At 62.5% G+C, this 22,930-nt stretch carries 17 protein-coding genes; 7 read left to right on the top strand and 10 right to left on the bottom strand.

All coding sequences use genetic code 11. The annotated features are described in order from the left end of the window. Positions 1 to 71 precede the first annotated feature (71 nt). The 5 genes from Y708_RS25750 to Y708_RS0116155 are packed head-to-tail and all read left to right on the top strand — an operon-like array spanning position 72 to position 5,683. Positions 72 to 806, top strand: coding sequence for an NUDIX hydrolase (locus Y708_RS25750; protein WP_051479079.1), 735 nt, complete (start codon positions 72 to 74; stop codon positions 804 to 806). After that, the gene (gene nadA, locus Y708_RS0116170) at positions 803 to 2,104 is read left to right on the top strand and encodes a quinolinate synthase NadA (protein WP_028280722.1); all 1,302 of its coding nucleotides are present in this window, start codon (positions 803 to 805) and stop codon (positions 2,102 to 2,104) included. The genes Y708_RS25750 and nadA overlap by 4 nt, the downstream gene beginning before the upstream one ends. Further along, positions 2,101 to 3,636, top strand: coding sequence for an L-aspartate oxidase (nadB, locus tag Y708_RS0116165; RefSeq protein ID WP_253905851.1), 1,536 nt, complete (start codon positions 2,101 to 2,103; stop codon positions 3,634 to 3,636). Before nadA ends, nadB begins: the two co-directional genes overlap by 4 nt. After that, entirely contained in the window at positions 3,633 to 4,538 is a 906-nt protein-coding gene (nadC, locus tag Y708_RS25745) for a carboxylating nicotinate-nucleotide diphosphorylase (RefSeq protein WP_051479078.1), read from the top strand. Before nadB ends, nadC begins: the two co-directional genes overlap by 4 nt. Further along, the gene (locus Y708_RS0116155; protein WP_028280720.1) at positions 4,535 to 5,683 is read left to right on the top strand and encodes a cysteine desulfurase family protein; all 1,149 of its coding nucleotides are present in this window, start codon (positions 4,535 to 4,537) and stop codon (positions 5,681 to 5,683) included. The genes nadC and Y708_RS0116155 overlap by 4 nt, the downstream gene beginning before the upstream one ends. Before the next feature lie 79 nt (positions 5,684 to 5,762). On the opposite strand, the gene Y708_RS25740 is transcribed toward Y708_RS0116155, so the two are convergent. The 6 genes from Y708_RS25740 to Y708_RS25725 form a co-directional block, all read right to left on the bottom strand. Then, complete coding sequence (locus tag Y708_RS25740; RefSeq protein ID WP_216699818.1) at positions 5,763 to 6,536, bottom strand: M20/M25/M40 family metallo-hydrolase; 774 nt, start codon at positions 6,534 to 6,536, stop codon at positions 5,763 to 5,765. A gap of 273 nt (positions 6,537 to 6,809) precedes the next feature. Further along, entirely contained in the window at positions 6,810 to 10,958 is a 4,149-nt protein-coding gene (locus Y708_RS0116145) for a Pls/PosA family non-ribosomal peptide synthetase (RefSeq protein ID WP_081746892.1), read from the bottom strand. Positions 10,959 to 11,040: 82 nt separating this feature from the next. Next, on the bottom strand, positions 11,041 to 12,303 hold the full coding sequence (locus Y708_RS0116140; RefSeq protein WP_343212982.1) for an aspartate kinase: 1,263 nt from the start codon (positions 12,301 to 12,303) through the stop codon (positions 11,041 to 11,043). Between the two features lie 162 nt (positions 12,304 to 12,465). Continuing rightward, positions 12,466 to 13,284 (bottom strand): 4'-phosphopantetheinyl transferase family protein, encoded by an 819-nt coding sequence (locus tag Y708_RS25735; protein ID WP_051479076.1) that lies wholly within the window; start codon positions 13,282 to 13,284, stop codon positions 12,466 to 12,468. A gap of 36 nt (positions 13,285 to 13,320) precedes the next feature. Beyond that, complete coding sequence (gene ectB / locus Y708_RS25730; RefSeq protein WP_035776631.1) at positions 13,321 to 14,592, bottom strand: diaminobutyrate--2-oxoglutarate transaminase; 1,272 nt, start codon at positions 14,590 to 14,592, stop codon at positions 13,321 to 13,323. An 832-nt stretch (positions 14,593 to 15,424) separates the two neighbouring features. Next, complete coding sequence (locus Y708_RS25725) at positions 15,425 to 16,288, bottom strand: alpha/beta fold hydrolase (RefSeq protein WP_081746891.1); 864 nt, start codon at positions 16,286 to 16,288, stop codon at positions 15,425 to 15,427. 100 nt (positions 16,289 to 16,388) lie between these two features. Between Y708_RS25725 and Y708_RS0116120 the strand changes: the two genes are divergently transcribed. After that, a complete protein-coding gene (locus tag Y708_RS0116120) occupies positions 16,389 to 17,177 on the top strand; it encodes a hypothetical protein (RefSeq protein ID WP_051479074.1) in 789 nt (262 codons plus the stop codon). A 9-nt stretch (positions 17,178 to 17,186) separates the two neighbouring features. Here the strand turns inward: Y708_RS0116120 and Y708_RS0116115 are convergent, their stop codons facing one another. Beyond that, entirely contained in the window at positions 17,187 to 18,107 is a 921-nt protein-coding gene (locus Y708_RS0116115; RefSeq protein WP_028280716.1) for an oxidoreductase, read from the bottom strand. 92 nt (positions 18,108 to 18,199) lie between these two features. Here Y708_RS0116115 and Y708_RS0116110 point away from each other — a divergent pair, with 92 nt between their 5' ends. Next, positions 18,200 to 19,003 carry a transglutaminase-like domain-containing protein gene (locus Y708_RS0116110; protein WP_028280715.1) on the top strand — a complete coding sequence of 268 codons (804 nt, stop codon included), beginning with the start codon at positions 18,200 to 18,202 and terminating at the stop codon, positions 19,001 to 19,003. Here the strand turns inward: Y708_RS0116110 and Y708_RS0116105 are convergent. The 3 genes from Y708_RS0116105 to Y708_RS25720 form a co-directional block, all read right to left on the bottom strand. Continuing rightward, positions 19,000 to 19,467, bottom strand: a complete 468-nt coding sequence (locus tag Y708_RS0116105; protein ID WP_028280714.1) for a MarR family winged helix-turn-helix transcriptional regulator — start codon at positions 19,465 to 19,467, stop codon at positions 19,000 to 19,002. The genes Y708_RS0116110 and Y708_RS0116105 overlap by 4 nt on opposite strands. After that, positions 19,460 to 20,548 carry an LLM class flavin-dependent oxidoreductase gene (locus Y708_RS0116100; RefSeq protein ID WP_028280713.1) on the bottom strand — a complete coding sequence of 363 codons (1,089 nt, stop codon included), beginning with the start codon at positions 20,546 to 20,548 and terminating at the stop codon, positions 19,460 to 19,462. Before Y708_RS0116100 ends, Y708_RS0116105 begins: the two co-directional genes overlap by 8 nt. Before the next feature lie 37 nt (positions 20,549 to 20,585). After that, a partial coding sequence (locus Y708_RS25720) for an efflux RND transporter permease subunit (RefSeq protein ID WP_081746890.1) occupies positions 20,586 to 22,930 on the bottom strand: 2,345 nt, incomplete at its 5' end.

Genomic DNA, 22,930 nt, shown 5'->3' with positions numbered 1-22,930 from the left:
GCGCCCAGAACGGGTCTAGAATGACTTATAGTCAGTGTGACTCTAAGTAAGCGGTGTGAAGGAGGTGGAGCATGTATCCGGATTCAGCAAACGTTTCGGAGCGCAGTCTCAAACCACCCTCGCTCGCAATCTCCACGGTGATCTTCGCGCTCAGACCCAGTGAGGCAACCGGCCGCTCCACCCTCTGGTTGCCCCTGGTCCGGCGCATCCGCCAGCCACACCTTGGCCGGTGGGCGCTGCCCGGAGGTCCACTGGACCATCTGGAGTCCCTCCAGGACGCAGCGGCCCGGAATCTTCTGGAAACCACAGGCCTTGCGCCGAGGTACCTGGAACAGCTCTACGCATTCGGCGGGCTTCACCGCTCCGCGGGACAACGCCTGGTGTCAATCGTCTACTGGGCGCTCGTCCAGCCCAGCGAGGCGGAGCTGACCCGTGAATCCGAGAACGTCCGCTGGTTCAGGGCGGATAAGCTCCCGGGGCTGGCGTTCGACCACAACGACATAGTGGACTATGCCCTGTGGCGCCTGCGCAACAGGATGGAGTACGGCTCCATTGCGTACCACTTCCTCGGCCAGAGTTTCACACTGGCACAGGTCCGCGAAGTGTATGAGGCCGTGCTGGACAAACAGCTGGATCCAGCCAACTTCAGACGGCAGCTTCGGGCAACGCCGGATATCACGGCGACTGACGAATACCTGCAGGGTTGCCGCCACAGGCCACCCCGCCTCTATCGCTACACCGGCCCCGCGCCCCAGTACGGCGCCGGGCAGCAGAACCCATCACCACAGTTACGGAGAGTCCCATGACGAGCGTCAATACAGCAATCCAGCTCATCACCCGAGAGGAAGCCGAGCGCTCCGCCGCGGAGGGAAGCACCTGCAGCCCGGAGTTGGCCAAGGGCCCGTGGGAGTTCGACATGCCTTCAACACCTGCCCAAGGCCCCGACTATGGTCCCGGTGCGTCGATGGCAGACACCGCGCCTCCATCCACTCCGCGGCAGGGTGAGCTTCCAGAGGAATACCGCCTCGCCAATGACGAACAACTTCATGGGCGGATCATGGCCGCCAAGGAAGCGCTGGGCGACAAGCTTGTCATCCTGGGCCACTTCTACCAGCGCGACGAGGTGGTCAAGTACGCCGATTTTGTCGGGGACTCCTTCCAGTTGGCCAATGCTGCGCTGACCAAGCCCGACGCCGAAGCGATCGTTTTCTGCGGCGTGCACTTCATGGCCGAAACGGCTGACATCCTTTCCCGTCCTGACCAGGCAGTGATTCTGCCAAACCTCGCCGCGGGCTGCTCGATGGCGGACATGGCGGACATTGATTCGGTAACCGAGTGCTGGGAACAGCTCAGTGAGCTGTTTGGAACAGAGCCCGACGACGACGGCCGGCAGCCGGTCATCCCGGTCACCTACATGAATTCCTCGGCCGCGCTCAAAGGCTTCTGCGGCCGCAACGGAGGAATTGTCTGCACGTCCTCAAACGCCGCGACGGTCCTTGAATGGGCGTTCGAACGAGGGCAGCGCGTCCTGTTCTTCCCGGACCAGCACCTGGGCCGCAACACCGCCAAGGCCATGGGCGTGCCCATGGCGCAGATCCCCATGTGGAACCCGCTGAAGGATCTCGGTGGCAATGACGAACAGACCCTCCTGGAATCGAAGGTCATCCTCTGGCACGGCTTCTGCTCTGTTCACAAGCGGTTCAATGTGGGGCAGATCGAGAAGGCGCGGGCCGAGCACCCCGGCGTCCGCGTGATCGTGCACCCCGAGTGCCCCATGCCCGTGGTGGACGCCGCCGATGAGTCCGGTTCAACCGACTACATTCAAAAGGCCGTCGCTGCCGCGGAGCCGGGAACCACCTTTGCAATCGGAACCGAGATCAACATGGTCAACCGGCTGGCGGCGGAGAATCCCGAGCACACCATTTTCTGCCTTGATCCGGTGATCTGCCCCTGTTCCACGATGTACCGGATCCACCCCGGCTACCTCGCGTGGGTCCTCGAAGGGCTTCTCCGGGGCGAGGTCCTCAACCGGATCACCGTCCCGGGCGACGTGGCAGACCCGGCGCGTGTGGCCCTGGAACGGATGCTGGCGGCCAAGCCGTGAGCAGTAGGCGTCCACGGCATATCCTCGTTGCCGGCAGCGGCATCGCGGGCCTCTACACCGCTCTGGAGCTCCGCCGGACGCGGGCGGCTGAAGTCACGCTCATCACTAAGGGTGATTTGCGCCAGAGCAATACCTGGTTTGCGCAGGGAGGCATTGCGGCAGTCTTCCCGCAGGAGGATCGGGTGGCGGACAGCCCAGCCTCCCACGGTGCGGATACGCTCGCGGCGGGAGCGGGGCACTGTGACGCGGCCGCTGTACGGGTGCTCTGCGAAGAAGCCGGCGAACACGTGGAGCGGCTGCTGCAATTGGGCACGTGCTTTGACCGCGCGGCCGACGGCGGGCTGGCCCTCGGCCGGGAAGCGGCACACTCCGCGGAGCGCATTCTGCACGTCAACGGCGATGCGACCGGTGCGGGAATAGCTGATCCGCTGATTGCAGCGGTGCTCACCGATCCAGGTATAACGGTGTTGGAGCACACTTTCCTCGCTGATCTGGTGACACGGGACGGGACGGTGACCGGCGCCGTCGTTATCCGCAGCGGCGGGTCCACCGAACTGGCTGCCGACGCCGTGGTACTGGCCACCGGCGGTGCGGGACAGCTCTTCGAGCAGAACACCAATCCGTCCGTTGCGACTGCGGACGGTCTGGTCGTGGCTTGGCGCGCAGGAGCGGTAGTCAAAGACCTGGAATTCTTCCAGTTCCACCCGACTGCGCTGGATGTACCGGGCCATCCGCTGATTTCCGAAGCCGTCCGCGGCGATGGTGCGGTGTTGAGGGACCAATCGGGTCACCGCTTCATGACGGACTATCATCTGGCGGCGGAACTCGCGCCCCGGGATGTGGTCTCCCGCAGTATCACGCTGCATCTGAAGAAGCGCGGCGAACAGTGCGTCTATCTGGACGCGACCGCCCTGGGTGGCGGCTTCCTTGCCGGGCGCTTTCCCACCCTTGACGGATTGACCAGAGCACACGGCTTCGACTGGGCCCGGGAGCCGCTGCCGGTTGTTCCTGCCGCGCACTACTGGATGGGAGGCATCCACACGGACCTCTGGGGGCGGACCTCCGTTCCCGGACTGTATGCCGTGGGCGAGGCAGCGTGCACCGGTGTACACGGGGCAAACCGGCTCGCGTCGAATTCATTGCTTGAGGGCCTGGTGTTTGGCGCCCGAAGCGCTGCCGCCATCGTGGCGGATCATGGGCCCTGGCCGGAGTTCGGGTCGACGGCACTGCGGATTGCAGCCGGAGGGCGGGAACCTGCGGAGCGGCACCGGATTCAGCAGCTGATGTCGGAGCACGCTGCGGTTATCCGCGACTCCGCAGGCCTTGAGGTCGCCGCAAAGCAACTTACTCAGTGGCGCGCCGGCGGCGACACCGTCGAGGAGCGGGAGACGGCTAACGTCCTGCTCGCGTCGCACCTGCTGGTACAGGCGGCCGCGGCGCGTGATGAGTCCCGCGGCGCGCATTACCGGGCTGATTTCCCCGGGGCGGACGCCGCCGTCGTCGCCCTCCACTCGTACAGGATGGCCCAATGAACACACCGACAGCACGCCCCGCTCAGGCGGACGTTGACCGCATTGTTGCTGCAGCCCTCGCCGAGGACGCGCCCTGGGGCGACATCACCTCTCAGACACTCATTCCGGAGGACGCTACAGCCATGGCTTCGATCATGGCCCGCGAGGCAGGTATCTTCTGCGGCGAACAGGTGATCGAGGCCGCTATGCGCCTCTCCGACCCGCGCATTACCGTGGACTTCCGGGTCAGGGATTCAGACGCGTTCGACGACGGCGCGGTGCTGGCAGTGATTGAGGGTCCTGCCCGCCCTCTGCTCACGGCCGAGCGGGTGGCACTGAATCTCGCGCAGCGCCTGAGCGGGATCACAGCGATGACCGGACAGTTTGTGGCCGCGGTAGAGGGCACGTCCGCACGGATTGTCGATACCCGCAAAACGACTCCCGGGTTGCGCGTTCTCGAGCGGCACGCCGTACGCTGCGGCGGCGGGTTCAACCACCGGTTCAGCCTCTCCGATGCGGTGATGGCCAAGGACAACCACCTGGCCGTTCTGACCCGGGGTGGAACCGTCGACCTGACGGAGGCGCTGCGGACCGCGAAGGCGCAGCTTCCCCACACTGTGCATTTCGAAGTGGAAGTTGATCGTCTGGACCAGATCGAACCCGTGCTGGACGCGGGCGTGGACACGATCATGCTGGACAACTTTCCCTTGGCTGACTTGAAGGCCGGAGTGAGGCTTGTTGCCGGCCGCGCGCTGGTTGAGGCCAGCGGAAATGTGCGCCTGGACACCGTCACGGCCATCGCCCGGACCGGCGTCGACATCATCTCGTCGGGGGCGCTGACACACAGCGTCCGCGCGCTCGATCTTGGCCTGGACATCAGTCTGGATATCAGGCGGGATCTGGAACCAGGCGGTACGCCGTGATTTACCTCGATGCCGCCGCCACCGCACCGGTCCGCAGGGAGGTCCTCGAGGCGATGTGGCCACTGCTCACGGGTGACTTCGGCAACCCGTCAAGCCACCACAGCATCGGCGAATCCGCGGCCCGCGCACTGGACTATGCCCGGCGCACCGCCGCGGACGTACTGGGCTGCCGTCCATCCGACGTCGTGTTCACCTCCGGCGGGACCGAAGCAAACAACCTGGCGATCAAGGGCCTGGCGCTTGCCCGGCCGCGGGGCCGCCACATCGTCTCCTCCGCGATCGAGCACCCGGCGGTCCTGGAAAGCCTGGACTATCTGCGGCGGATTCATGGGTTCAGCATCACGCTGTTGCCGGTATCAGCGGAGGGGTTGGTGGATCCGGACGACCTCCGCCCCGCACTGACGCCGGACACCACGCTGTGCACCATCATGTACGCCAACAACGAAGTTGGAACAGTGCAGCCCATCACTGAACTGGCAGCGGTTTGCGCCGCCGCGGGTGTTCCCTTCCACACGGACGCGGTGCAGGCGGCCGGCTGGCTTCCCCTGGACACAGCCACACTGGGAGTCCAGGCCATGAGCATCTCCGGGCACAAAATCGGAGCTCCCAAAGGCTGCGGAATTCTGTTCGTCAAGGGACGCCTGCCCTTTGAGCCAGTCATCCACGGCGGCGGGCAGGAGCGCGGAAAACGTTCCGGGACCGAAAACGTGGCGGGCGCCGTCGCCGTCGCGACAGCGCTCAAGCTGGCCAGACAGGAAAGTGACGCATCAACCGCAACGGCGGCCGCACAGCGTGACTATGTCATCGACACCGTGCTCAAGGGGGTGCCGGGAGCTGTGCTGACCGGGCACCGCCTGCAGCGGCTGCCAAACCTGGCATCCTTCTGCTTCCCCGGAACCAGCGGCGAGTCCGTCCTGCTGGAACTCGAACGCGCCGGCGTTGTGTCCTCGTCCGGCTCGGCGTGCGCCGCCGGATCGGACGAGCCCTCAGCGGTGCTGCTTGCCCTGGGGATCGACCGCGGGACGGCCCAGACCGCCCTCCGACTGTCCTGGACCGCCGCCACCACCGAAGCCGAGATCTCCCTGGCTGCCCGCGCCGTCGTCGACTCGGTTGAGGCCGTGCGCGGACTCGGAAGCCGCGCCTGACTCGGAACCAAAACTATCTTCTCGATTCCGATGGCCCCAAGCGACCGGCGGCTGCATGTAAATGAGCAGGAGCGTATGTTCAGCCCGCTGGTGCTGCCATGGCGTAGGCGATTGTGGCGTAGGCCAAGGCGCCAGCCATTTCCTTGAGCAGCTCGTGGTTCACGTTTCCTATTGAGTCACAGTGTTGGTGGTAACACGGGTCGTGGCTGCTTCCGGCCTTGCCGCCGTAGGATTGCTCCTGTTCTTCCGTCTTGATCCCTACATCGCCGGTGAAGAGTCCGCCAACTGGGATTCCCGCCTCCAGGAACGCGGCGTAATCGGAGCCCCCGTCGAATGGGGTGGCTTCCGCTTCCATTCCGTTTTCAGCGAAGTAGCCCAGAAAAAGGTGCTCGATGGCGCCGGATCCGGCGGGGGCGCCGTCATCATACTCCGAACCGTCGCCGTCGTGAACATAACGCACGCCGTTTGGCGAGGCCATCATGTCCACATTCAGATTGAGCGCAGTCTGACTCATTTCGGCATCGCTCATCTCGTCGACGTAGTGTTCAGAACCTTCCAGACCGTCTTCTTCCCCGCCCCAGAAAGCGAACCGCACCCGGTTGACCGCCTCGACATTGGCCTCTGCCATCCACCGTGCGATCTCCAACATCGCCGCTACGCCGCTGCCGTTGTCATTGATCCCTGATCCGGAACGTACAGAGTCTAAATGTCCGCCCACCACGATCGAATGTTCGGCGCTGCCTGCGGTGTCAGCCAGGATACTGAATGTCTCAACCTGCCCACCACTGCCGTCCCGGTAGCTGAAGTTATGGCGAACCGGGTCATAGCCCGCGGCGCGCAGTTGATTCTCCACGTACCGCGCAGATTCCTCGTATCCCGGTGTGCCGGATGCACGGTTCCCCCCCCCCATTGGTGTCAGCGACATCCTGCAGGGCTTTCAGATGTCTCAGATAGCCGCCCTCGTCCATGGCTTGCTGAATGGGGCCTGCGCCGGGCGTGCTTGCCGGAACGAAGGGAAGCGGAGAAGAACAGGCCGACAGCAGGACAATGACCGCGGCAAAGAAGGCTGTAGCCGCCGTTCTCCCGATGGGGTGGCACGGACACATACGAACTGATGAGCTGATTCTCACGTCACCTTCTTGGTATTTTGGCGACTCGCATCAGATGTCGTCCGGCTGATCTCGCGGGCCGGGTTCCCACCGAAGAGGTTACCTGCCGGAACGTCTTCACCCTTCATCAGGAAGGAATCAGGCTCCAGCTCCGCACCTTCTCCCATCATCACGTCGTAATGGACGAAAGCGTTGATGCCTATGGTGCAGCCTGCTCCGATGGTGATGCCTTCCCGTTTGAATGCACCGTCCTCCATCGAGTGGCATTGGATCGTGCTAAGTGCGTTCAGCGTGCAGTTGTCTCCGATGGAGACGATCGTCTTTTCAGGAATGGAGCAGCCGTCGTCAAACACGTGCTTACCGACGCGGACACCGAGCAGACGCCAGATGATGTTTTTAAACGGTGTGCCGTTGAAGATGTCCAGATATGTTGTTGCACTCAGCTTCCAGAAGCGCTCATGGCGCCAGAAGGACCGGTTGTAAATGGAGCAGAACAGCGGGGTCAGCCGCCGGAACCCAAAGGCGGCCCGCTCAACCAGGATGAAGTAGCCGGTGGTGAAGAGGAACAGGCCGATGGTCGCTCCCGCAAACGCCAAAGCGTCGTAGAAGTTGTGCAGTGCAATGGCATAGGACCCGATCAGGAGCGCTGCGAACAGGTAAATCCACCGGCTAAGCAGGAAAAGGGCTATCGTGACGGCATTGTGCCGGTTCTTGGCCTTAAGCAGCGTCCCAGCTCCCTCCCCGGCGCCGATTTCCTTAAACTCGCTGTCTCTTTGCACCGAGCGTGGTATTTCAAAAGGGGGCGATCCGAGGATCCCGACGCCCTCCCGTACCGGACCATCCAACGGAACCATGACTTTCGTGGCCAGGAGGCAGTTGTCACCGATGCTGGCGTTTGGCGGATACACAATGTTGTTACCGAAGAAGCTGCGTGAGCCAATGGAGGTTTCGGAGATTTTGAATGAGGTGTTGGAGAAGTCGGCGTTCATGATCGACAGACCGTCGGCCACCATGGTCCCGCTCCCAATGGTCGCCGCGAATGGGCTCTCATGCTTGAGCGCAACGCCAAAGTTCGAGCCGGTCTGAACGAGGCCGGGCTGCTTGTAGCCAAGCAGTTTCAGATAATGGACAATCAGTGAACTATCCCCGGTGAGCTCCATGAAGAACCGCAGGTTCGTCAATCTGGCAATCGCGCGTTGGACGGCAAAGGGCCAGCTGTAGAGTGGGTAAACTTTCCCCGGTTTCAGCGCCAGGTTCAAGAGGCGCGGGCCCGTGACAACGAGCGCGAGCCCCACAATCACGGCTCCGAAAAAGAAGATGAAGGATACGATGAACGCGTCGATATAGAACATCAAATTGGCATGGTCCAAGTGTTCCAGAGAGGTGTATCCGGGGATAAGCAATGAAAGGCTTCCCACGCCCAGAGGGACAATCAGCAGGAGCCGGCCAAGGAAGGCGAAAATGCTATACGTGACACGCCGGCGGGTGCCACAGTCGGCGGGGCTGACAGTTCGGTAGTCCGTACCAGCCCGCTGTGCTGGTGAGCCCTGCCACCACTGGCCGTCCGGTATCGACTGTGAAGCGTAGAGCGAGGAGGCGTGTCCCAGCTGCGCACCGTTCCCAACACGGGCGTCTACGTCGAGGATGGCGGCCTCGCCGATCACGGCGTTCGCGCCGATGGTCACAGGGCCGGTCTGGATGCTCCCGCGGTAGGCGCGGTAGCAGCTGAAGGACGAGTCTTTGCGGATCACCGTTCCGTCCCCGATGGTGAGCAGATCGGTGCAAACCGGTACCGAAGGAGCGAGTATTACCACGTTCCGCCCGATTTTGGCGCCAAGTGCGCGCAGGTAAAGGATATATAGGGGGGTACCGACGAAGAGGCGCATGGGGTTTGCGCGGATAAGACTTTTTACGATCCAGAATCTCAGATACGGAAAGGTCCAGACCGGGAAGCTTTCGATCCTCCACCGACCTATCAGGAGCCATTTCACTGCAATGGGTAGTAGGCATAGGGCGATAAAGCTTGCCGAACCGAAGAAGAGGGAACGCCAGAGTACTTCAGCTATGTTCTGACCTCCGGACGCGAATTTGTAACCCGCGAAAAGCACCGTTGCTGCACCGGATGCAGCTGTGAGGAAGATCAGGGCCTGCAGGAACCCGCACAGTACATACTGGGCGTTGCTCACCGTGCCGGGCGCGCTGTCCGCGTAGGGTGACGGGGTCGAAGCAGCAGCTGTTGCTGGTTTCTGCTGTGCGGCAGCCAGCTTGGTTATGGTCGGATTGAGGTAGATGTCGCGCATAGCCACGGGGGCGCATCCCTCCCGGCGCACACGGGCTGAGAAGTGGGCCATGAGCAGGGAATTGGCGCCGAGGTCGTTGAAGAAGTGTGCGCTGGTGGATACTTTCTCCACTCCGAGAACCCCGGCCAGGGCGGAGGCGAGAATGTGTTCCTCCGGGGTGGCGGGTGCTGTGTAACCGTCATCGTTTCTGTAGTCACTTCGGACGCTGGGCTCCGGTAGGTTTTTGCGATCGGCTTTACCACTGGTGAGCACAGGGATGACGTCGAGCCGGTCGAAATACGCCGGGATCATGTAGCCGGGGAGCCGTTCTTTGAGAGCCGCGCGGATAAGGGATTCATCGATGTGATCGGTGTCCTGGCGGAGGCTGTAGTAGGCAGCCAGCTCCGTCAGACCTGGTACGGGTTCGTGTGTCTTGACCACGGCCTGAGCGATTCCCGGAAGTTGTAGAAGCACCGACTCAATTTCAGTCAGCTCAATGCGGTAACCGCGGATCTTTACCTGGGTATCGATTCGACCGAAATACTCTATTTGTCCCTCCTCATTGAGGCGGCCGAGGTCCCCGGTTCGGTAGATGCGTCCGGACGGGTTGTTGGCAAGCTGCAGGAAGTCCGGTATGAACGCCTTGTCAGTGAGGTCCTGCCGTTTGATGTAGCCGCGTGCGAGTCCGATACCGGCCAGGGCGATCTCTCCCGTCGCGCCCGGCGGCAGGAGTTTGGGCTCGTCCGGGTCAAGAATCACGGCGGAGTATGTGGGTAGCGGGGTTCCCAGGGTTACGGGTCGGTGTGGGTCGGCAACTGCCCATGTGGCTGTAACGGTTGCTTCGGTGGGCCCATAGACGTTAAGAAATCGTCGGTCTGCTTTGTGCCAGCGGGCGATGAGATCCCTTGGACAGGCCTCTCCGGAGACGAGGAGGAACCGTAGACCGGGCAGGTCTTCGTCGATCGTCGCCAGTAGTGTCGGTACGCAGCACATCGCGGTAACGCGGTTTTCCCGAAGGAATTGGGCGAGTTCGGCGCCCAGCAGGTTCCATCCTTGCGGCTTTGGAACGAGGGTGGCTGTTGCCATCCACGGTACCCAGATCTCCTCAACGGAGAAGTCGAAAGCGATCGTCATGCCCTGGTAGACCCGGTCGGAAGAGCTGATTCCGTATACGTCGGCGGCTACCCGGACGAAGTTGCAGATACTCGCGTGTTCGATTGCGACGCCCTTGGGCTTCCCTGTCGAACCCGAGGTGTAAATGATGTAGGCCAGATCACTGGATCCGTTGGATCCGTTGGATCCGTTGGATCCGGTGGGGTGGGGCAGCCGTGAGGGATCCTCTGCGTCGATCTCGTGGTCTTCGTTGTTCAAACAGACAACCGGCACCCCAACTTCCGCGATAAGAGCGCTCAGATGCGATAAGGACAGCACCATAGTGATGTCAGCATCCTCGACGATGTATTTCAGGCGATCAGATGGAAATCCGGGATCCAAGGGGACATAGGTCGCATGGATTTTGAGGACTGCCAACATTCCTACATAAGCGCGCCAAGGCACGTCAAAGAGCAGTGCGATCCGTTGGCCCGGACGTGCGCCGCGCCCCAGCAGATGGCGTGCAAGACTGTTCGCGCGGGCATCGAGTTGGTCATAGGTGAGAACGACACTTCCCGCATCGACAGCGAGTTGACTGCCCCTTCCTTCGGCCTTCAGCTGGTCGCAGCAATCCTCGAAAAGTGTGTTCAACCGCTCGCCCGGCTGCCACCGGATGGTTTGGTCAGGAACAGATGCGGCCGGAATGGGGCTTGACTGCCTCCGCGGGGTGATCGTGCGGTACAGGCGTGCAAGGGGTCTATCCGTGGTACGGGCTGCAGCCTCGTGTCGGGCCATTGCGGTGCGTCCTGTCAAAATGATTCAGGCGCTGCCGGCCTGAAATGGGTTTGGAGTATCAACGGCGGCCGCTGTACCGGCGCTACGGGGGTGCCGCTGTCCGATCCGTGGCCAGGCCGAATGCCCGGCGAAGTGCGTGGACCGCTTTGTCCAGATCCACGGCATTCGTCAGGACCGCGATGCGCACTTCGGACATCGAGATCAGCTCCATTTCAACTCCCGCCTCGGCAAGTGCCCTTGAGAATGCGCGGAAAACGTTGGGCGCTGAGCGCACTCCGCGTCCGCTCAGCGACACGGTACCGAGATGCTGATTGTGGCGGAGGCTGTGAAAGCCGATGTCGCCACGGGCGGCGTCGAGCGCCGCAAGCGCAGCGGAAGCCTCCGGCGCCGGCACGGTAAAGGAAATGTCTGTACAGCCGCAGGCCGGCGTCTGCGCGTTCGGTGGGATCAATTCGACATTCAAACCCGATGCGGCCAGGTCGCGCAGGATTTTTGACGTTGCGCCGGGCCGGTCAGAAGTACCCACGACAGTGATCTTGGCCGACGAGTTGACGCCGACAACTCCTGAAACAACCGCGCGTTCCCTCCCTGACGCTTCTGCGGCCGATTGGTCCACACAGGGCATACTCGGCAGAACCAGAGTTCCCGGATCCTGGGCAAAGGAGGATCGCACGTAAATCGGAATGCCGAAGCGACGGGCATACTCGACAGACCGGAGGTGAAGAACCTTTGCGCCCGACGCTGCGAGTTCCAACATTTCTTCGCTGGAAAGGATGTCTATTTTGCGTGCCGAAGGGACCACACGCGGGTCCGCGGTGTAAACGCCGTCCACATCGGTGTAGATCTCGCAAACTTTTGCGCCCAAGGCTGCGGCAAGCGCCACCGCCGTGAGGTCAGAGCCGCCTCGGCCCAGGGTGGTAAGCGCCTTCTTCTTCCGGGTTCTGCCCTGAAAACCTGCAACAATTGCAACGTCGCCACGTGCAAGGCACGCACGGATACGGTCGGGCTTGACCTCAACGATGCGCGCCTCGCCGTAGACATTATCCGTGATCAGCCCGGCCTTGCTGCCGGTGAACGTCTGCGAAGCGGCACCCAGATCCGCCAAGGCAATAGCCAGTAAAGACATGGGAATCAGTTCGCCGATGTTCAGCAGGACGTCGAGGTCGGAGGGTCGGGGATGAGGCGAAATGCTGACCGCAAGATCCAACAGCTCATCTGTCGTGTCACCCATCGCGGACACCACCGCCACCACCTCATGGCCGGCTGCCCGGGTTTGGGAAATCCTGCGCGCCGCGCGGAGAATGCCTGCGCTGTCCGCAACGGAGGAGCCGCCGTACTTTTGCACGATCAGGCCGCCAGGGCTGGCCGTGCAGCCTCCATCTTCTGGCGGATCCCCGGTCAGCTCTCGGCAAGCGACACTGGGTTTGCTGGCAGAAGCCAGCTCAGATTGTCCATCCCGAAGACGGATTTGTTCAATAAAATCGGCATCTTCCAAAGCAAACTCAATTCATCGAAGCGAAAGTATGCGGTAAGGGCTGCGGATCTGTAACGACTCTGTTACCGGACCCTTGTGTAAATCTTGGGAGGCGAGTTGATCCGCACAAATCCCCGGGCCGGACTTCCTTAGTGCAACCGCCCCAGCGAATCCTTCAGGTATCCCGGTTGACGCCAGTAACACGTCGCTGATCAGCCATTCCTGCGCCTCCCCGGTCGGATCCGGGAATAGTGGGAAAGAGCCGGTTACATCAACTGTCGAAGGAGGGACCGCGAGCCCGGTACCGAGCGCTTTCAAAACCGCTTCCTTCCGCACCCAGAACCTGGTGCGCAGAGCTGCCCGCTGACGAGGCGCGGCCGTCCTCATCAGGGCCCGTTCGGACAATGTCAATGCCTCGGCTTCGAAGCCCTCGAATTCTGACGCTGCCACGTCCTGCACATCCACCCCGAGGCCGATGACATCATTCTGGAAATTACCAGCAAGAAGACACCAGTCCCCGGCCCGGCTCAGACTTACCCGCAGCGACTGGCCCTGTCCGGGCAATATGTAGCTAGGTACCCCGTGGACGCTCCCGCTCCCAGTTCCGCAGACAACGCACCGGTAATCTGCACGCAGTGCAGCCGGTGCTGCCCCGAACAGCTCCGCGGCGTAAAGACGCAGCGAGATGCGGCCTGCCAGGAACCGCCCGCGTTGCAAGGATGAACGGAACTTGGCCGCCGTCGTCCTCTCGTCGTCCTCTAACGCCCCGGCAAGCCGAAGATCGACGTCGGACAGCCGCAGGGCGCGCACCAAGGTGCCGCCAGGCAGTACGTCCTCTGCGGTCGTGTTCATGACCCCTCCAGGTTGGACGGCCGGCGGCGGTCATGCTCATGCAACCGGCTGGTAGGTATTGGGACTGCCGGTGACCGCGCGGGCGGCTGCGGCGAGAATGTCCAGGCCACGGCTCAGGCGAGCGGCGCTGATGGTGAGTGCAGGCATGGTTTTAAGCACTTCGTCCTGTGGCCCGGAGGTTTCAACCAGCAGACCTTTGCTGAAGCACTCGGCGGCAACCCGGTGCGCGGTCGCGGGATCGGGGTAGTAAATACCGGCCAAAAGACCGCGCCCGCGGACAACGGCACCTTCGTTGCCAGCGGCAATCTGGCTAAGCCCCTCGTGCAATTGTCTCGACCGGCGTGCAATCTGCTTCTCGAACTCATCATCCCGCCAGAAGTGTTCAAGCGCGGCTGCCCCTGTGACGAAAGCCGGATTGTGCCCGCGGAACGTCCCGTTGTGCTCTCCAGGCTTCCAGATGTCCAGTTCCGGGCTGAAAAGCGTCAGCGCCAGCGGCAGGCCGAAACCGGAAATCGACTTGGACAAGCACACAATATCCGGCGTGATACCGGCTTCTTCAAAACTGAAGAAGGTACCGGTGCGACCACATCCGGCCTGTATATCGTCGACAATGAGCAGTGCGCCATGCTCCCGGCAGAGAGCTGAAAGATCCTTCAGCCAAGGGACACGCGCCGCTCTCAGCCCACCTTCGCCCTGAACGGTTTCCACAATGACCGCGGCCGGCTTATCCACTCCGGATCCGGTGTCATCCAATGCCTGCCGAAGCCATGAAATCTCCGCGGTCCGGTCACTGAAGTACCCGTCATAAGGCATGCTCGATGTATTGGTTAACGGAATACCCGCACCCGCGCGCTTCATGGAATTTCCCGTTACGGACAGTGAGCCAAGAGTCATCCCGTGAAAAGCGTTGGTGAAGCTGAGGATGTGGTGCCGTCCGGTGTACTTGCGGGCCAACTTCAGGGCCGCTTCCACCGAATTTGTGCCGGTCGGCCCGGGAAACATAACCTTGTAATCAAGTCCACGCGGCGCCAGGATCAGTTCTCTGAAATTCTCCAGAAACCTCCGCTTGGCGGGGGTTTTCATGTCGAGAGACATAGTGATCGCACCAGACTGGAGGTAATCGATCAATGCTTTGAGCATGATCGGATTATTGTGTCCGTAATTCAATGCACCCGCACCCGAAAAGAAGTCCAGGTATTCCATGCCGTCCTCGTTGTACAGAACACTTCCGCTCGCTCGTTCAAAAACGGTGTCCCAGCTGCGGCAATAGCTTCGGACTTCAGACTCAAGGGTTTCAAAGATGTCCATCACGGGCTTTCCTTCACATCGTTGTTGACCCATCTCGAGTCAAAGCGGCATGAAGCCGGCGTCCGGCAAATGCCGTGATTTTCCGCCGTCGGCCTTCCTTCAACAGTCGCCATGGTCCTGCCGCCTCCACCTCGCAAGCGATGCTGATAATGCCTGTATGGTGGGCGCGTGCCCTTGGAAAAACCTTGTTCGGAGTCGGCGAGCCACGTCGATTTGGCCCAGATACTTTCGAGTGGCAAACGGGTCAACGTAGGTCAGCCTTGGAAGAGCGATAGATTCCCGCTGTACGGCTGTGAGCGTGTCCAGGCACCGGTATTTCTCAGCGCATGCTGACACGCACTATGCGAAGGCTTGAACGGGATGGACTTGTCCGCCGGACAGTATTCCTACGGTTCCCAGGTCACTCGCGAGCTCACCGACCGCGGAGCGAGCTTGACACACCTAGTGGAGCAGCTGGCCGAAGCGCAAAGGCGAGGAGCTAGTGATCTGGGACCTAGGGCTCGGTTTCGAGGCTCGAGCGGTGGCGCGATGGGGTTTCCGAGGCGTCTCAGTACCGTTGGAGTTAGCGTTCGTAGCGGATGATCAGGGCAGGCGGTTGATAGGTAATCGGACCCCATTCCAAACCGCCTCCGTCGGGCGAGTTCCGCTATTGGTACGCCGAACTTCTGCTGCACGCGACGCGCTGATACGAGAATCATTGCGGCACGCTCGTCCCTCATTCTTGGCACCGGCCCTTTCGGCAACGCCATCATCGCTCGGCCGCGAAGTGAATTGGCAGGTTGGAGCCGGCGGACCGTGGAATACCTGAGGGAGCGAAGCGAGGGAGGATATGCTAAGAAAGCCGCCGGTGCCCTGACGTGGCGATCAACTCCGCGATCGCATCAGCGTCCTCGATGTGCGCAAAGTGGCCGGTTCCGTGAAGAACCGCACTGTGGGAGCCGGGGATCAGGGCGCACAGTTCAGAAAGCTCCCCATCCGGAGTGAAAATATCCCGCTCGCCGCGGAGCAACACAACCCGCGCCGCGATGGCCTGCCAGCGGCCGACGTCGTACTCATGTAATGCGCGCGCAGCCGCGATGAACGACGCCGGACGGACGTCTCCGGCCAGGTCGGCGAAAACACCGGCGGGCAAACCTGCGGGCCGGGAGAAGAACGGTCCGAGGATAAGCGGCAGCAGGCGGATCCGCAGTGCGAAGGCCACCAGCGGCCGCGCAGACGGGCCCGTAAGGTTCAGGAACCGCATGACCCAGTACATGCCCACCAGCGGCGCCATCGGCAGGTGGCGCAGCGGGCGATGCAGGGCACGGGCCGCGCTGAGCGCGGTGGGGGAGAGTACGACGGCGGTGAGCGTGCGCTCCGGGTGTGCCGCCGCCACCTCCAGCGCAAGCACTCCTCCCATGGAGTGTCCGAAGAGATGCCATGAGTGGTACCCCAGAGCGGTGAGGATGGCGGCCACCACAGTGCCCTGCTCCTCGATGGTGAAGGGACACCGGCCCGGTGAATCCCCCCAGCCGGGAAGATCGATTGCCACAGCGTCGGAGCCGCCAGGGAATGCGGGAGAACTCTGCAGCTCACGGAATGTCCGCCAGGAGCCTGACGCGCCGTGGAGCAGCACCCAGGGCGGAGCGTTCAACCCCGCCCGCTGTGTGATCCGGACCGTCACCGGGCCCAGGAGAGTGCCCATCACAATGTTCATATTGGGTAATTCTGCACCGTAGACCGCGCGGATGACCCCACGTGGCCGGTATCACTGCATACACTCGAAGCAGCAACCGTTCAGGGAGAGGAACCCACCGATGAGCCGAACACCGCCGGCCGCACAACGCATGGCCGCTGCCGCCCTGCTCGCGGCCGCAGCGCTGGCCTTGACGGGGTGCGAAGATTTCCAGATCGGCGACCGGCCTGCGGAAACCACTGCGTCACAATCGACAGCCGCGCAGCCAACAATCACGGGGTCGGCCGAGCCCACTGAAACCCGGCCCACGCTTGATGCGGCGGTGGAACCACGGGAAGGCTGGAAGGTCTTTACCGATCCGGGCCGGCAGGTCAGCTTCGAACTTCCGGACGCCTGGACGGTGCAGGAAATTGCGGAACCGGGTGAGGCCTATGAACCCGACTCCCTGCACTATTCGGTGCGCAACGACCGGGATCAGGTTCTGGCGGAGCTTCACACCGGAATCAAGCCTGTCGATACTGGCTGCGGTTCCGATGACGCCAGCCCGTACACAGTCATTGCCAGTGTCCCGGTGGACGTACCGTCCACGGGAGAGTCCGAGGCGTCGATAGAACCGCTTTTTGTGGTGCGGCTGATCCAGGGATTCAAGTTCTTCAGCTCGTTTGGCCTCACCGACCAGCTGGGTGGTACCGACGGGCAGGCCTGCGTGCTGACAAACACTGTTCAAGGCCCCGAGGGTATTGGCCTGTACTCGTTTGGAGACTCAGTTTCCGCGAGGGCTCTTCCACCGAATGAGATTGGTTCGGGCACGGCAACCTTTGACACGATTGTCCAGGCCCAGGAGTTTTTCGAGGCGGCTGGCTACGTCTCCGTCCGGGACATGATCCTGTCGCTGACGGTGGCGCAGTAGCGTCTCGTTTCAGTGCACCGGTGGCAGACCCCCGAAGGTGACTCCGGTGAGTTGTTCGCTCGCTTCCCACAGGCGCAGGGCAATCTCCACGTCCAGGACCTGTGGCGCCGGGGCGACGAGCGCAGGATTGCCCCGCCTTTCGCCCGGCCCATTGGGGCCGTAGTAGTCCCCTCCCTCCACTGTGGGTTCCATTGCCGCGTAGAGGATGGGTAATGCGCCCGCGTGATCCGGATGTCCCATCAGGCGAAAGAGACCGCCCATCAGGTCCAGCACTGCCGCGCCGCGCATGCCAGCAGTGAGATTGGTGTTGGACAGCCCCGGGTGCGCAGCAACCGATATCACCGGCCATCCGGCCGCGCGAAGCCGTCGGTCCAACTCCATGGTGAAGAAGAGGTTGGCGAGCTTGCTTTGGTTGTACGCTGCCCAGGGCCGGTAGCGGTCCCGGGACAGCAGGTCATCGAAATTGATGATTCCCCTCTTGTGCGCAAGGCTCGAAACCGTCACCACGCGGGCGCCGTCCGCGAGGCGCAATGCGCCCAGCATCAATCCGGTGAGAGCAAAATGGCCCAGGTGGTTGATCCCGAGCTGCTGTTCAAAGCCATCCGCGGTCTGCTTCCGCGGGGTGGCCATCACACCCGCATTGTTGATCAGCAGGTTCAGCGGACCATCCCACCCAGCGGCGAACTCCCGCACCGAAGACAGATCTCCCAGATCCAGTCGACACAACCACACCTGACTGCTTCCGGTCTCCTGCCTCACGGTACGCACGGCCTCGGCGCCCCGTTCGGCGTCGCGGCAGGCAAGAGTGACAGCGGCTCCCTTCCGTGCCAGGGCTATCGCTGTCTGCAACCCGAGGCCGCTGTTGGCTCCCGTGATGATCGCGGTGTGCCCGTCAAGTGGTCCAATACTGTCTGCACTGAATGAATTCATCCGGTGAGCCTTCCGCGTCGTAGCGTGGATACAACCAAGCTTTCAGCATAGAGTCCGGTCAGGTGCATACGGACCACAACAAGGAGCGAGAGATGAAGCGAACTGTAACCGCCCGGATCAGGGCGCAGACCCGGGCCGCGACATCAATGGTGTTCTCAGTGGCGGTTGCCAGGGACGCCGGATACCTGGGTCTGGAGGAGTCCCTGCGCGTGAGCGTGGACGGGGCCCAGGCGGATCTTGCCGAAGTGCCGGATTTCCACGGGGGAGTCCTTCATACACTCAGGGTGGAAGCGCCTTCCACTGTGGAACTGGACTATCACGCGGTGGTATCGGGGCAGGGTGTGATGCCCTCGGCTTCCGACGGGGATCTGATCCGTTACGTGCGCCCCAGCCGGTACTGTGAATCCGACCGGCTGCTCCCAACCTCCTACGCCGAGTTTGGCGGGATGCAGGGGGTGGAACTGCTTGAGGCGGTGCGGCAATGGGTGGGCAGCGAGCTGCAGTACGTCTCGGGTTCATCCCGGCCCACTGATGGCGCGGTGGAGACCCTCCTCGCCCGGAGGGGAGTCTGCAGGGACTATGCCCACCTGGTCATTTCCCTCCTGAGGGCCAAGGATGTGCCTGCCAGGCTTGCTTCCGTCTATGCCCCGGGCCTCAGACCGATGGACTTCCACGCCGTCGCGGAAGCCTGGGTGGATGGCCAGTGGCACATTCTCGATGCAACCGGGCTGGCACCGAGAGCGTCCATGCTGCGGATCGCGACGGGGCGGGATGCCTCGGACACCGCGTTTCTTTCCACCGTTGGGGGAAGCCTGGCGCTCAACGTCTTAGAGGTGACCGCCGTGGTGGATGAGCTGCCGGTGGACCGGTCCGGGCAGTCCGTGCAGCTACGCTAGCCGTCAAGCTCGTCGCGGATCCGTCCGGTCAAGCCCATCAACTGAACCAGTTCCTCCGCTGAGAGCATGGGACCGAGCAGGGCATGGATGCGCCGCACGTGTGCCGAGCCGATCTCGCGTTGCAACTCCCTGCCCTCGGGAGTCAGAGCGACCAGCACTCCGCGCTGGTCCTCGGGCGCAGGCTTTCGCTGGATCAGTCCCTTGGCTTCGAGCCGGTCCACCATGCGGCTGAGGCTTGGCTGAGTGATCAGGAGATGTGCATTGAGTTCATTCAGCCTGGTCCACCCCGTGGGGCATCGGCTGAGGTTGAACAGCACGTCATATTCGCCCATGGGAAGCTTCCTGAACGACGGGTCGTTGCGCAGCCTGCGCATCACCGCAACCTGCGCGCGGAACAGTGACTCCCAGGCATCCGCAGTGAGGCGTAGATCCGGCGCCGGAAGTGCCGCAACTGCATCAGCCACTGTGCACCGCCGTCCGTGCAGCCAGCCGGTTCTCGAAGGTTGGCGGTGCCGGAATTTCCACTGGAGTACGGTCCCCAAATTCTTTCCGCAGCGTGGGGAGGACGTCCGAGCCCAGGAGGTCCAGCTGTTCCAACACGGTCTTCAACGGCAATCCTGCATGGTCCACCAAGAATAATTGCCTCTGGTAGTCGCCAAAAAATTCACGGAATGACAGGGTCTTGTCAATGACCTCCTGCGGGCTCCCAACCGTCAGCGGAGTCTGCGAGGTGAAGTCCTCCAACGACGGACCGTGGCCGTAGACAGGTGCATTGTCGAAGTACGGCCTGAACTCGTTCACGGCGTCCTGCGAGTTCCGCCGCATGAAGAATTGGCCGCCCAGTCCCACGATCGCTTGCTCTGCCGTGCCGTGCCCGTAGTGGGCGTAGCGCTCGCGGTAGAGGTTAATCAGCTGCTGGTAGTGCTCCTTGGGCCAGAAAATGTTGTTGGCGAAGAAGCCGTCGCCGTAGTAAGCCGCAATCTCCGCCACCTGTGGGGTGCGGATGGAACCATGCCAGACAAAGGGGGCAACGCCGTCCAACGGTCGTGGGGTAGCCGTGAAGTTCCGCAGCGGCGTGCGGTGTTTTCCTTCCCAGTTCACTACGTCCTCGTCCCACAGGCGGCGCAGCAGGCTGTAGTTCTCCACAGTCAGGTCCACGCTGTCCTGCATGTTCCTGCCGAACCACGGGTACACCGGAGCGGTGTTGCCACGGCCCAGAATGAGGTCCACACGGCCGTCGGACAGGTGTTGGAGCATGGCGAAGTCCTCGGCGATCTTCACCGGGTCATTGGTGGTGATGAGCGTTGTGGACGTCGACAGGATGATCCGCTTGGTCTGCGCCGCGATGTAGCCGAGCATGGTGGTGGGGGAGCTGGGAACGAACGGGGGATTGTGGTGTTCCCCCGTGGCGAAGACATCCAATCCCACGTCCTCCGCGTGCTTGGCGATGGTGACCATGGCTTTGATGCGCTCATGTTCGGTGGGCGCCGTACCGTTCGTTGGGTCGACAGTTATGTCGCCCACCGTGAAAATGCCAATCTGCATGACTTCCTCCCACTCAATTTAGATGCATTTGCATCTACTATAGCGTGTAACCTACCCGTTTGCTGGTTTGTTCCCGTGGGACTTTCACCACACGTGCCTCCCGGCGACCCTCCACCAGCCGGTACAGGACGGGTACCAGGATCAGGGTGAGCGCTGTGGAGGACACCAGCCCGCCAATCACCACAATGGCCAGCGGCTGCGAGATGAAACCGCCCTCGCCGGTGAGCCCGAGAGCCATTGGCGTCAGCGCAAACACGGTGGCCAGCGCGGTCATCAGAATGGGCCTGAGGCGCTGCCGGGCGCCGCGCGTAATGGCATCTGCCACGCTCAGGCCCGGGCTTCCATCGTGCGGGTTCCGGTACTGATTGATCAGGTCGATGAGCACAATTGCATTGGTCACCACAATGCCTACAAGCATCAGCATCCCAATCAGGGATGGCAGGCCCAGCGGGATTCCGGTGACAACCAGCAGGGCGATGGCACCCGTTGCAGCGAATGGCACCGAGACCAGCAGGATCAGCGGCTGGAGGAGGCTCTTGAACGTGGCCACCATGATCACGTAGACAATGGCCACGGCGGCCCACAGTGCCAGGAACAGCTGCCCAAAGGACTCAGCCTGCTGCGCCGACGCCCCACCGAGCGTGGCTGTGGTGCCCGGAGGCAGTACCACTGAGTCCAGCCGCTCGGTGACTGCCGCCGTGAGCGCACCCAGATTGTCCTCTGCTGGAGTGATGGAGACGCGTGCCGTGCGCTCGCCGTTGGCGCTGGTGATGGTGACGGGAACCTCCACCTCCTCCACCGAAGCCACATCGGTCAGCGGAACGGGGCCGGTAGGTGTGGGGATGCTCAGCTCCCGCAACTGCTCCAGACTGAGGATGTCGGTTCCCTCGCCGATCAGAACGGGGTAGTCGGTGGCGTCCAGCCGCACGGTTCCACCCGGCACGGCGCTGATGCTTCCGCCCAACAGTCCTCCGATCTGCCCTTCGCTGAGCCCCGCCTGGACGGCCGCCGCGCGGTCCACACTGATTTGGATCTGCGGTTGGGCTGCCGCGAGGTTGCTGGTGACATCACGGGCACCGGGCGTCCCGCGCATGGCGGCGGTGACGGCGTCGGACGCGGCCTGCAACTCGTCCGGACCGGGCGCCGTGATGTCAATGTCCACGGTGCTGGCGGTGCCAAAACCGCCCTGCTGGCTGGAGAGCGAAATCTCTCCAGCGCCGTCGAGTCCCGCGAGGGCGGCCCGCACCTCCGTCTGGAGCTGTTCCTGGTCAGCTTTCTCGACAGTGATGATGGTGAACTGCGCGGTGGCGGCACCGGCTGACACTCGGGAGGTAAGGGCCCCCGTGGAGTTTCCAATGGTGAGCTGCACATCGCGGATCTCGGGAAACTCGCCCAGGACCGCTTCAACGCGGGCCGCCTCATCGACGGTGTTGTCGAGGCTGGAGCCGGGCTGAAGGCGCTGGGTGATACCAAAGCTGTTCTGGCCGGTGTTGCCCAGAAGGTTGGTCTGCATGAATGGGATCATGGCCGCGGTGGCGCCGAGCACCAGGGCGCCCGCCACCAGGGTCCACGCCGGGTGGCGCTGGGTGGAACGAAGCACCGGCAGATAGCCGCGCTGCAACCACGAGGTCTGTTCTTTTACTTCAGCCAGTTTGCGCTGTTCGCCTGGCTCCACCGGGCGGCCCGCCCGGGGCAGGAACCAATAGGCGAGCACGGGAACGATGGTCAGCGAGACAGCCAGCGAGGCCAGCAGGGCAATGGTCACCGTCAACGCGAAGGGCCGGAACAGCTCGCCGGCCAGATCGCCCACAAACGCAATGGGAAGAAAAACAGCCACAGTGGTCAGCGTTGATGCGGTAATCGCTCCAGCCACCTCGCGGATCGCGGTAAGGATGGCTTCCCTTTTCTCCTCGCCGTAGCTCAAATGCCGTTTGATGTTCTCGATCACCACAATCGAGTCGTCCACCACACGCCCGATCGCTATGGTCAGCGCACCGAGGGTCAGGATGTTCAGGGAGTACCCCGTTGCAGCGAGCCCGATGAAGGTCACCAGCAGCGACAGCGGTATGGACACGGCGGTCACCAGCGTGGATCTCACCGAGAGCAGAAAGACAAGGATGACGACGACGGCGAACCCCAGGCCCAGCAGGCCCTCGGTCGTGAGGTCGGCGATGGAGCGTTCAATGAACGGCGCCTGGTCGAAGATCACCGTGATGGCGGCACCGTTACCGAGCTCCGCTTCCAATTCCGGGATCAGGGCGGTCACCGCATTCGAGATCGCTACCGTGTCGCCGGCCGGGACTTTTGTGACCGTCAGCGCGAGTGTTTCGACGCCGTTGGTGCGGGTGATGGAAGTGGCGGGATCGTCGGTCACTGCAACGT

Origin of the sequence: Arthrobacter sp. H5 (assembly GCF_000520595.1) — a bacterium.
Classification (GTDB): domain Bacteria; phylum Actinomycetota; class Actinomycetes; order Actinomycetales; family Micrococcaceae; genus Arthrobacter_D.
This window is presented reverse-complemented; position numbering and strand designations above follow the sequence as displayed.

What these genes read in the sequence shown, in the direction of transcription:
- Y708_RS25750 (WP_051479079.1), top strand. Translation starts at nt 72, where the DNA reads ATGTATCCGGATTCAGCAAACGTTTCGGAGCGCAGTCTCAAACCACCC.
- ectB (WP_035776631.1), bottom strand. Translation starts at nt 14,592, where the DNA reads ATGGACATCTTTGAAACCCTTGAGTCTGAAGTCCGAAGCTATTGCCGC.
- Y708_RS25735 (WP_051479076.1), bottom strand. Translation starts at nt 13,284, where the DNA reads ATGAACACGACCGCAGAGGACGTACTGCCTGGCGGCACCTTGGTGCGC.
- nadC (WP_051479078.1), top strand. Translation starts at nt 3,633, where the DNA reads ATGAACACACCGACAGCACGCCCCGCTCAGGCGGACGTTGACCGCATT.
- Y708_RS0116115 (WP_028280716.1), bottom strand. Translation starts at nt 18,107, where the DNA reads ATGAATTCATTCAGTGCAGACAGTATTGGACCACTTGACGGGCACACC.
- Y708_RS0116100 (WP_028280713.1), bottom strand. Translation starts at nt 20,548, where the DNA reads ATGCAGATTGGCATTTTCACGGTGGGCGACATAACTGTCGACCCAACG.
- nadA (WP_028280722.1), top strand. Translation starts at nt 803, where the DNA reads ATGACGAGCGTCAATACAGCAATCCAGCTCATCACCCGAGAGGAAGCC.
- Y708_RS0116120 (WP_051479074.1), top strand. Translation starts at nt 16,389, where the DNA reads ATGAGCCGAACACCGCCGGCCGCACAACGCATGGCCGCTGCCGCCCTG.
- Y708_RS0116110 (WP_028280715.1), top strand. Translation starts at nt 18,200, where the DNA reads ATGAAGCGAACTGTAACCGCCCGGATCAGGGCGCAGACCCGGGCCGCG.
- Y708_RS25725 (WP_081746891.1), bottom strand. Translation starts at nt 16,288, where the DNA reads ATGAACATTGTGATGGGCACTCTCCTGGGCCCGGTGACGGTCCGGATC.
- Y708_RS0116145 (WP_081746892.1), bottom strand. Translation starts at nt 10,958, where the DNA reads ATGGCCCGACACGAGGCTGCAGCCCGTACCACGGATAGACCCCTTGCA.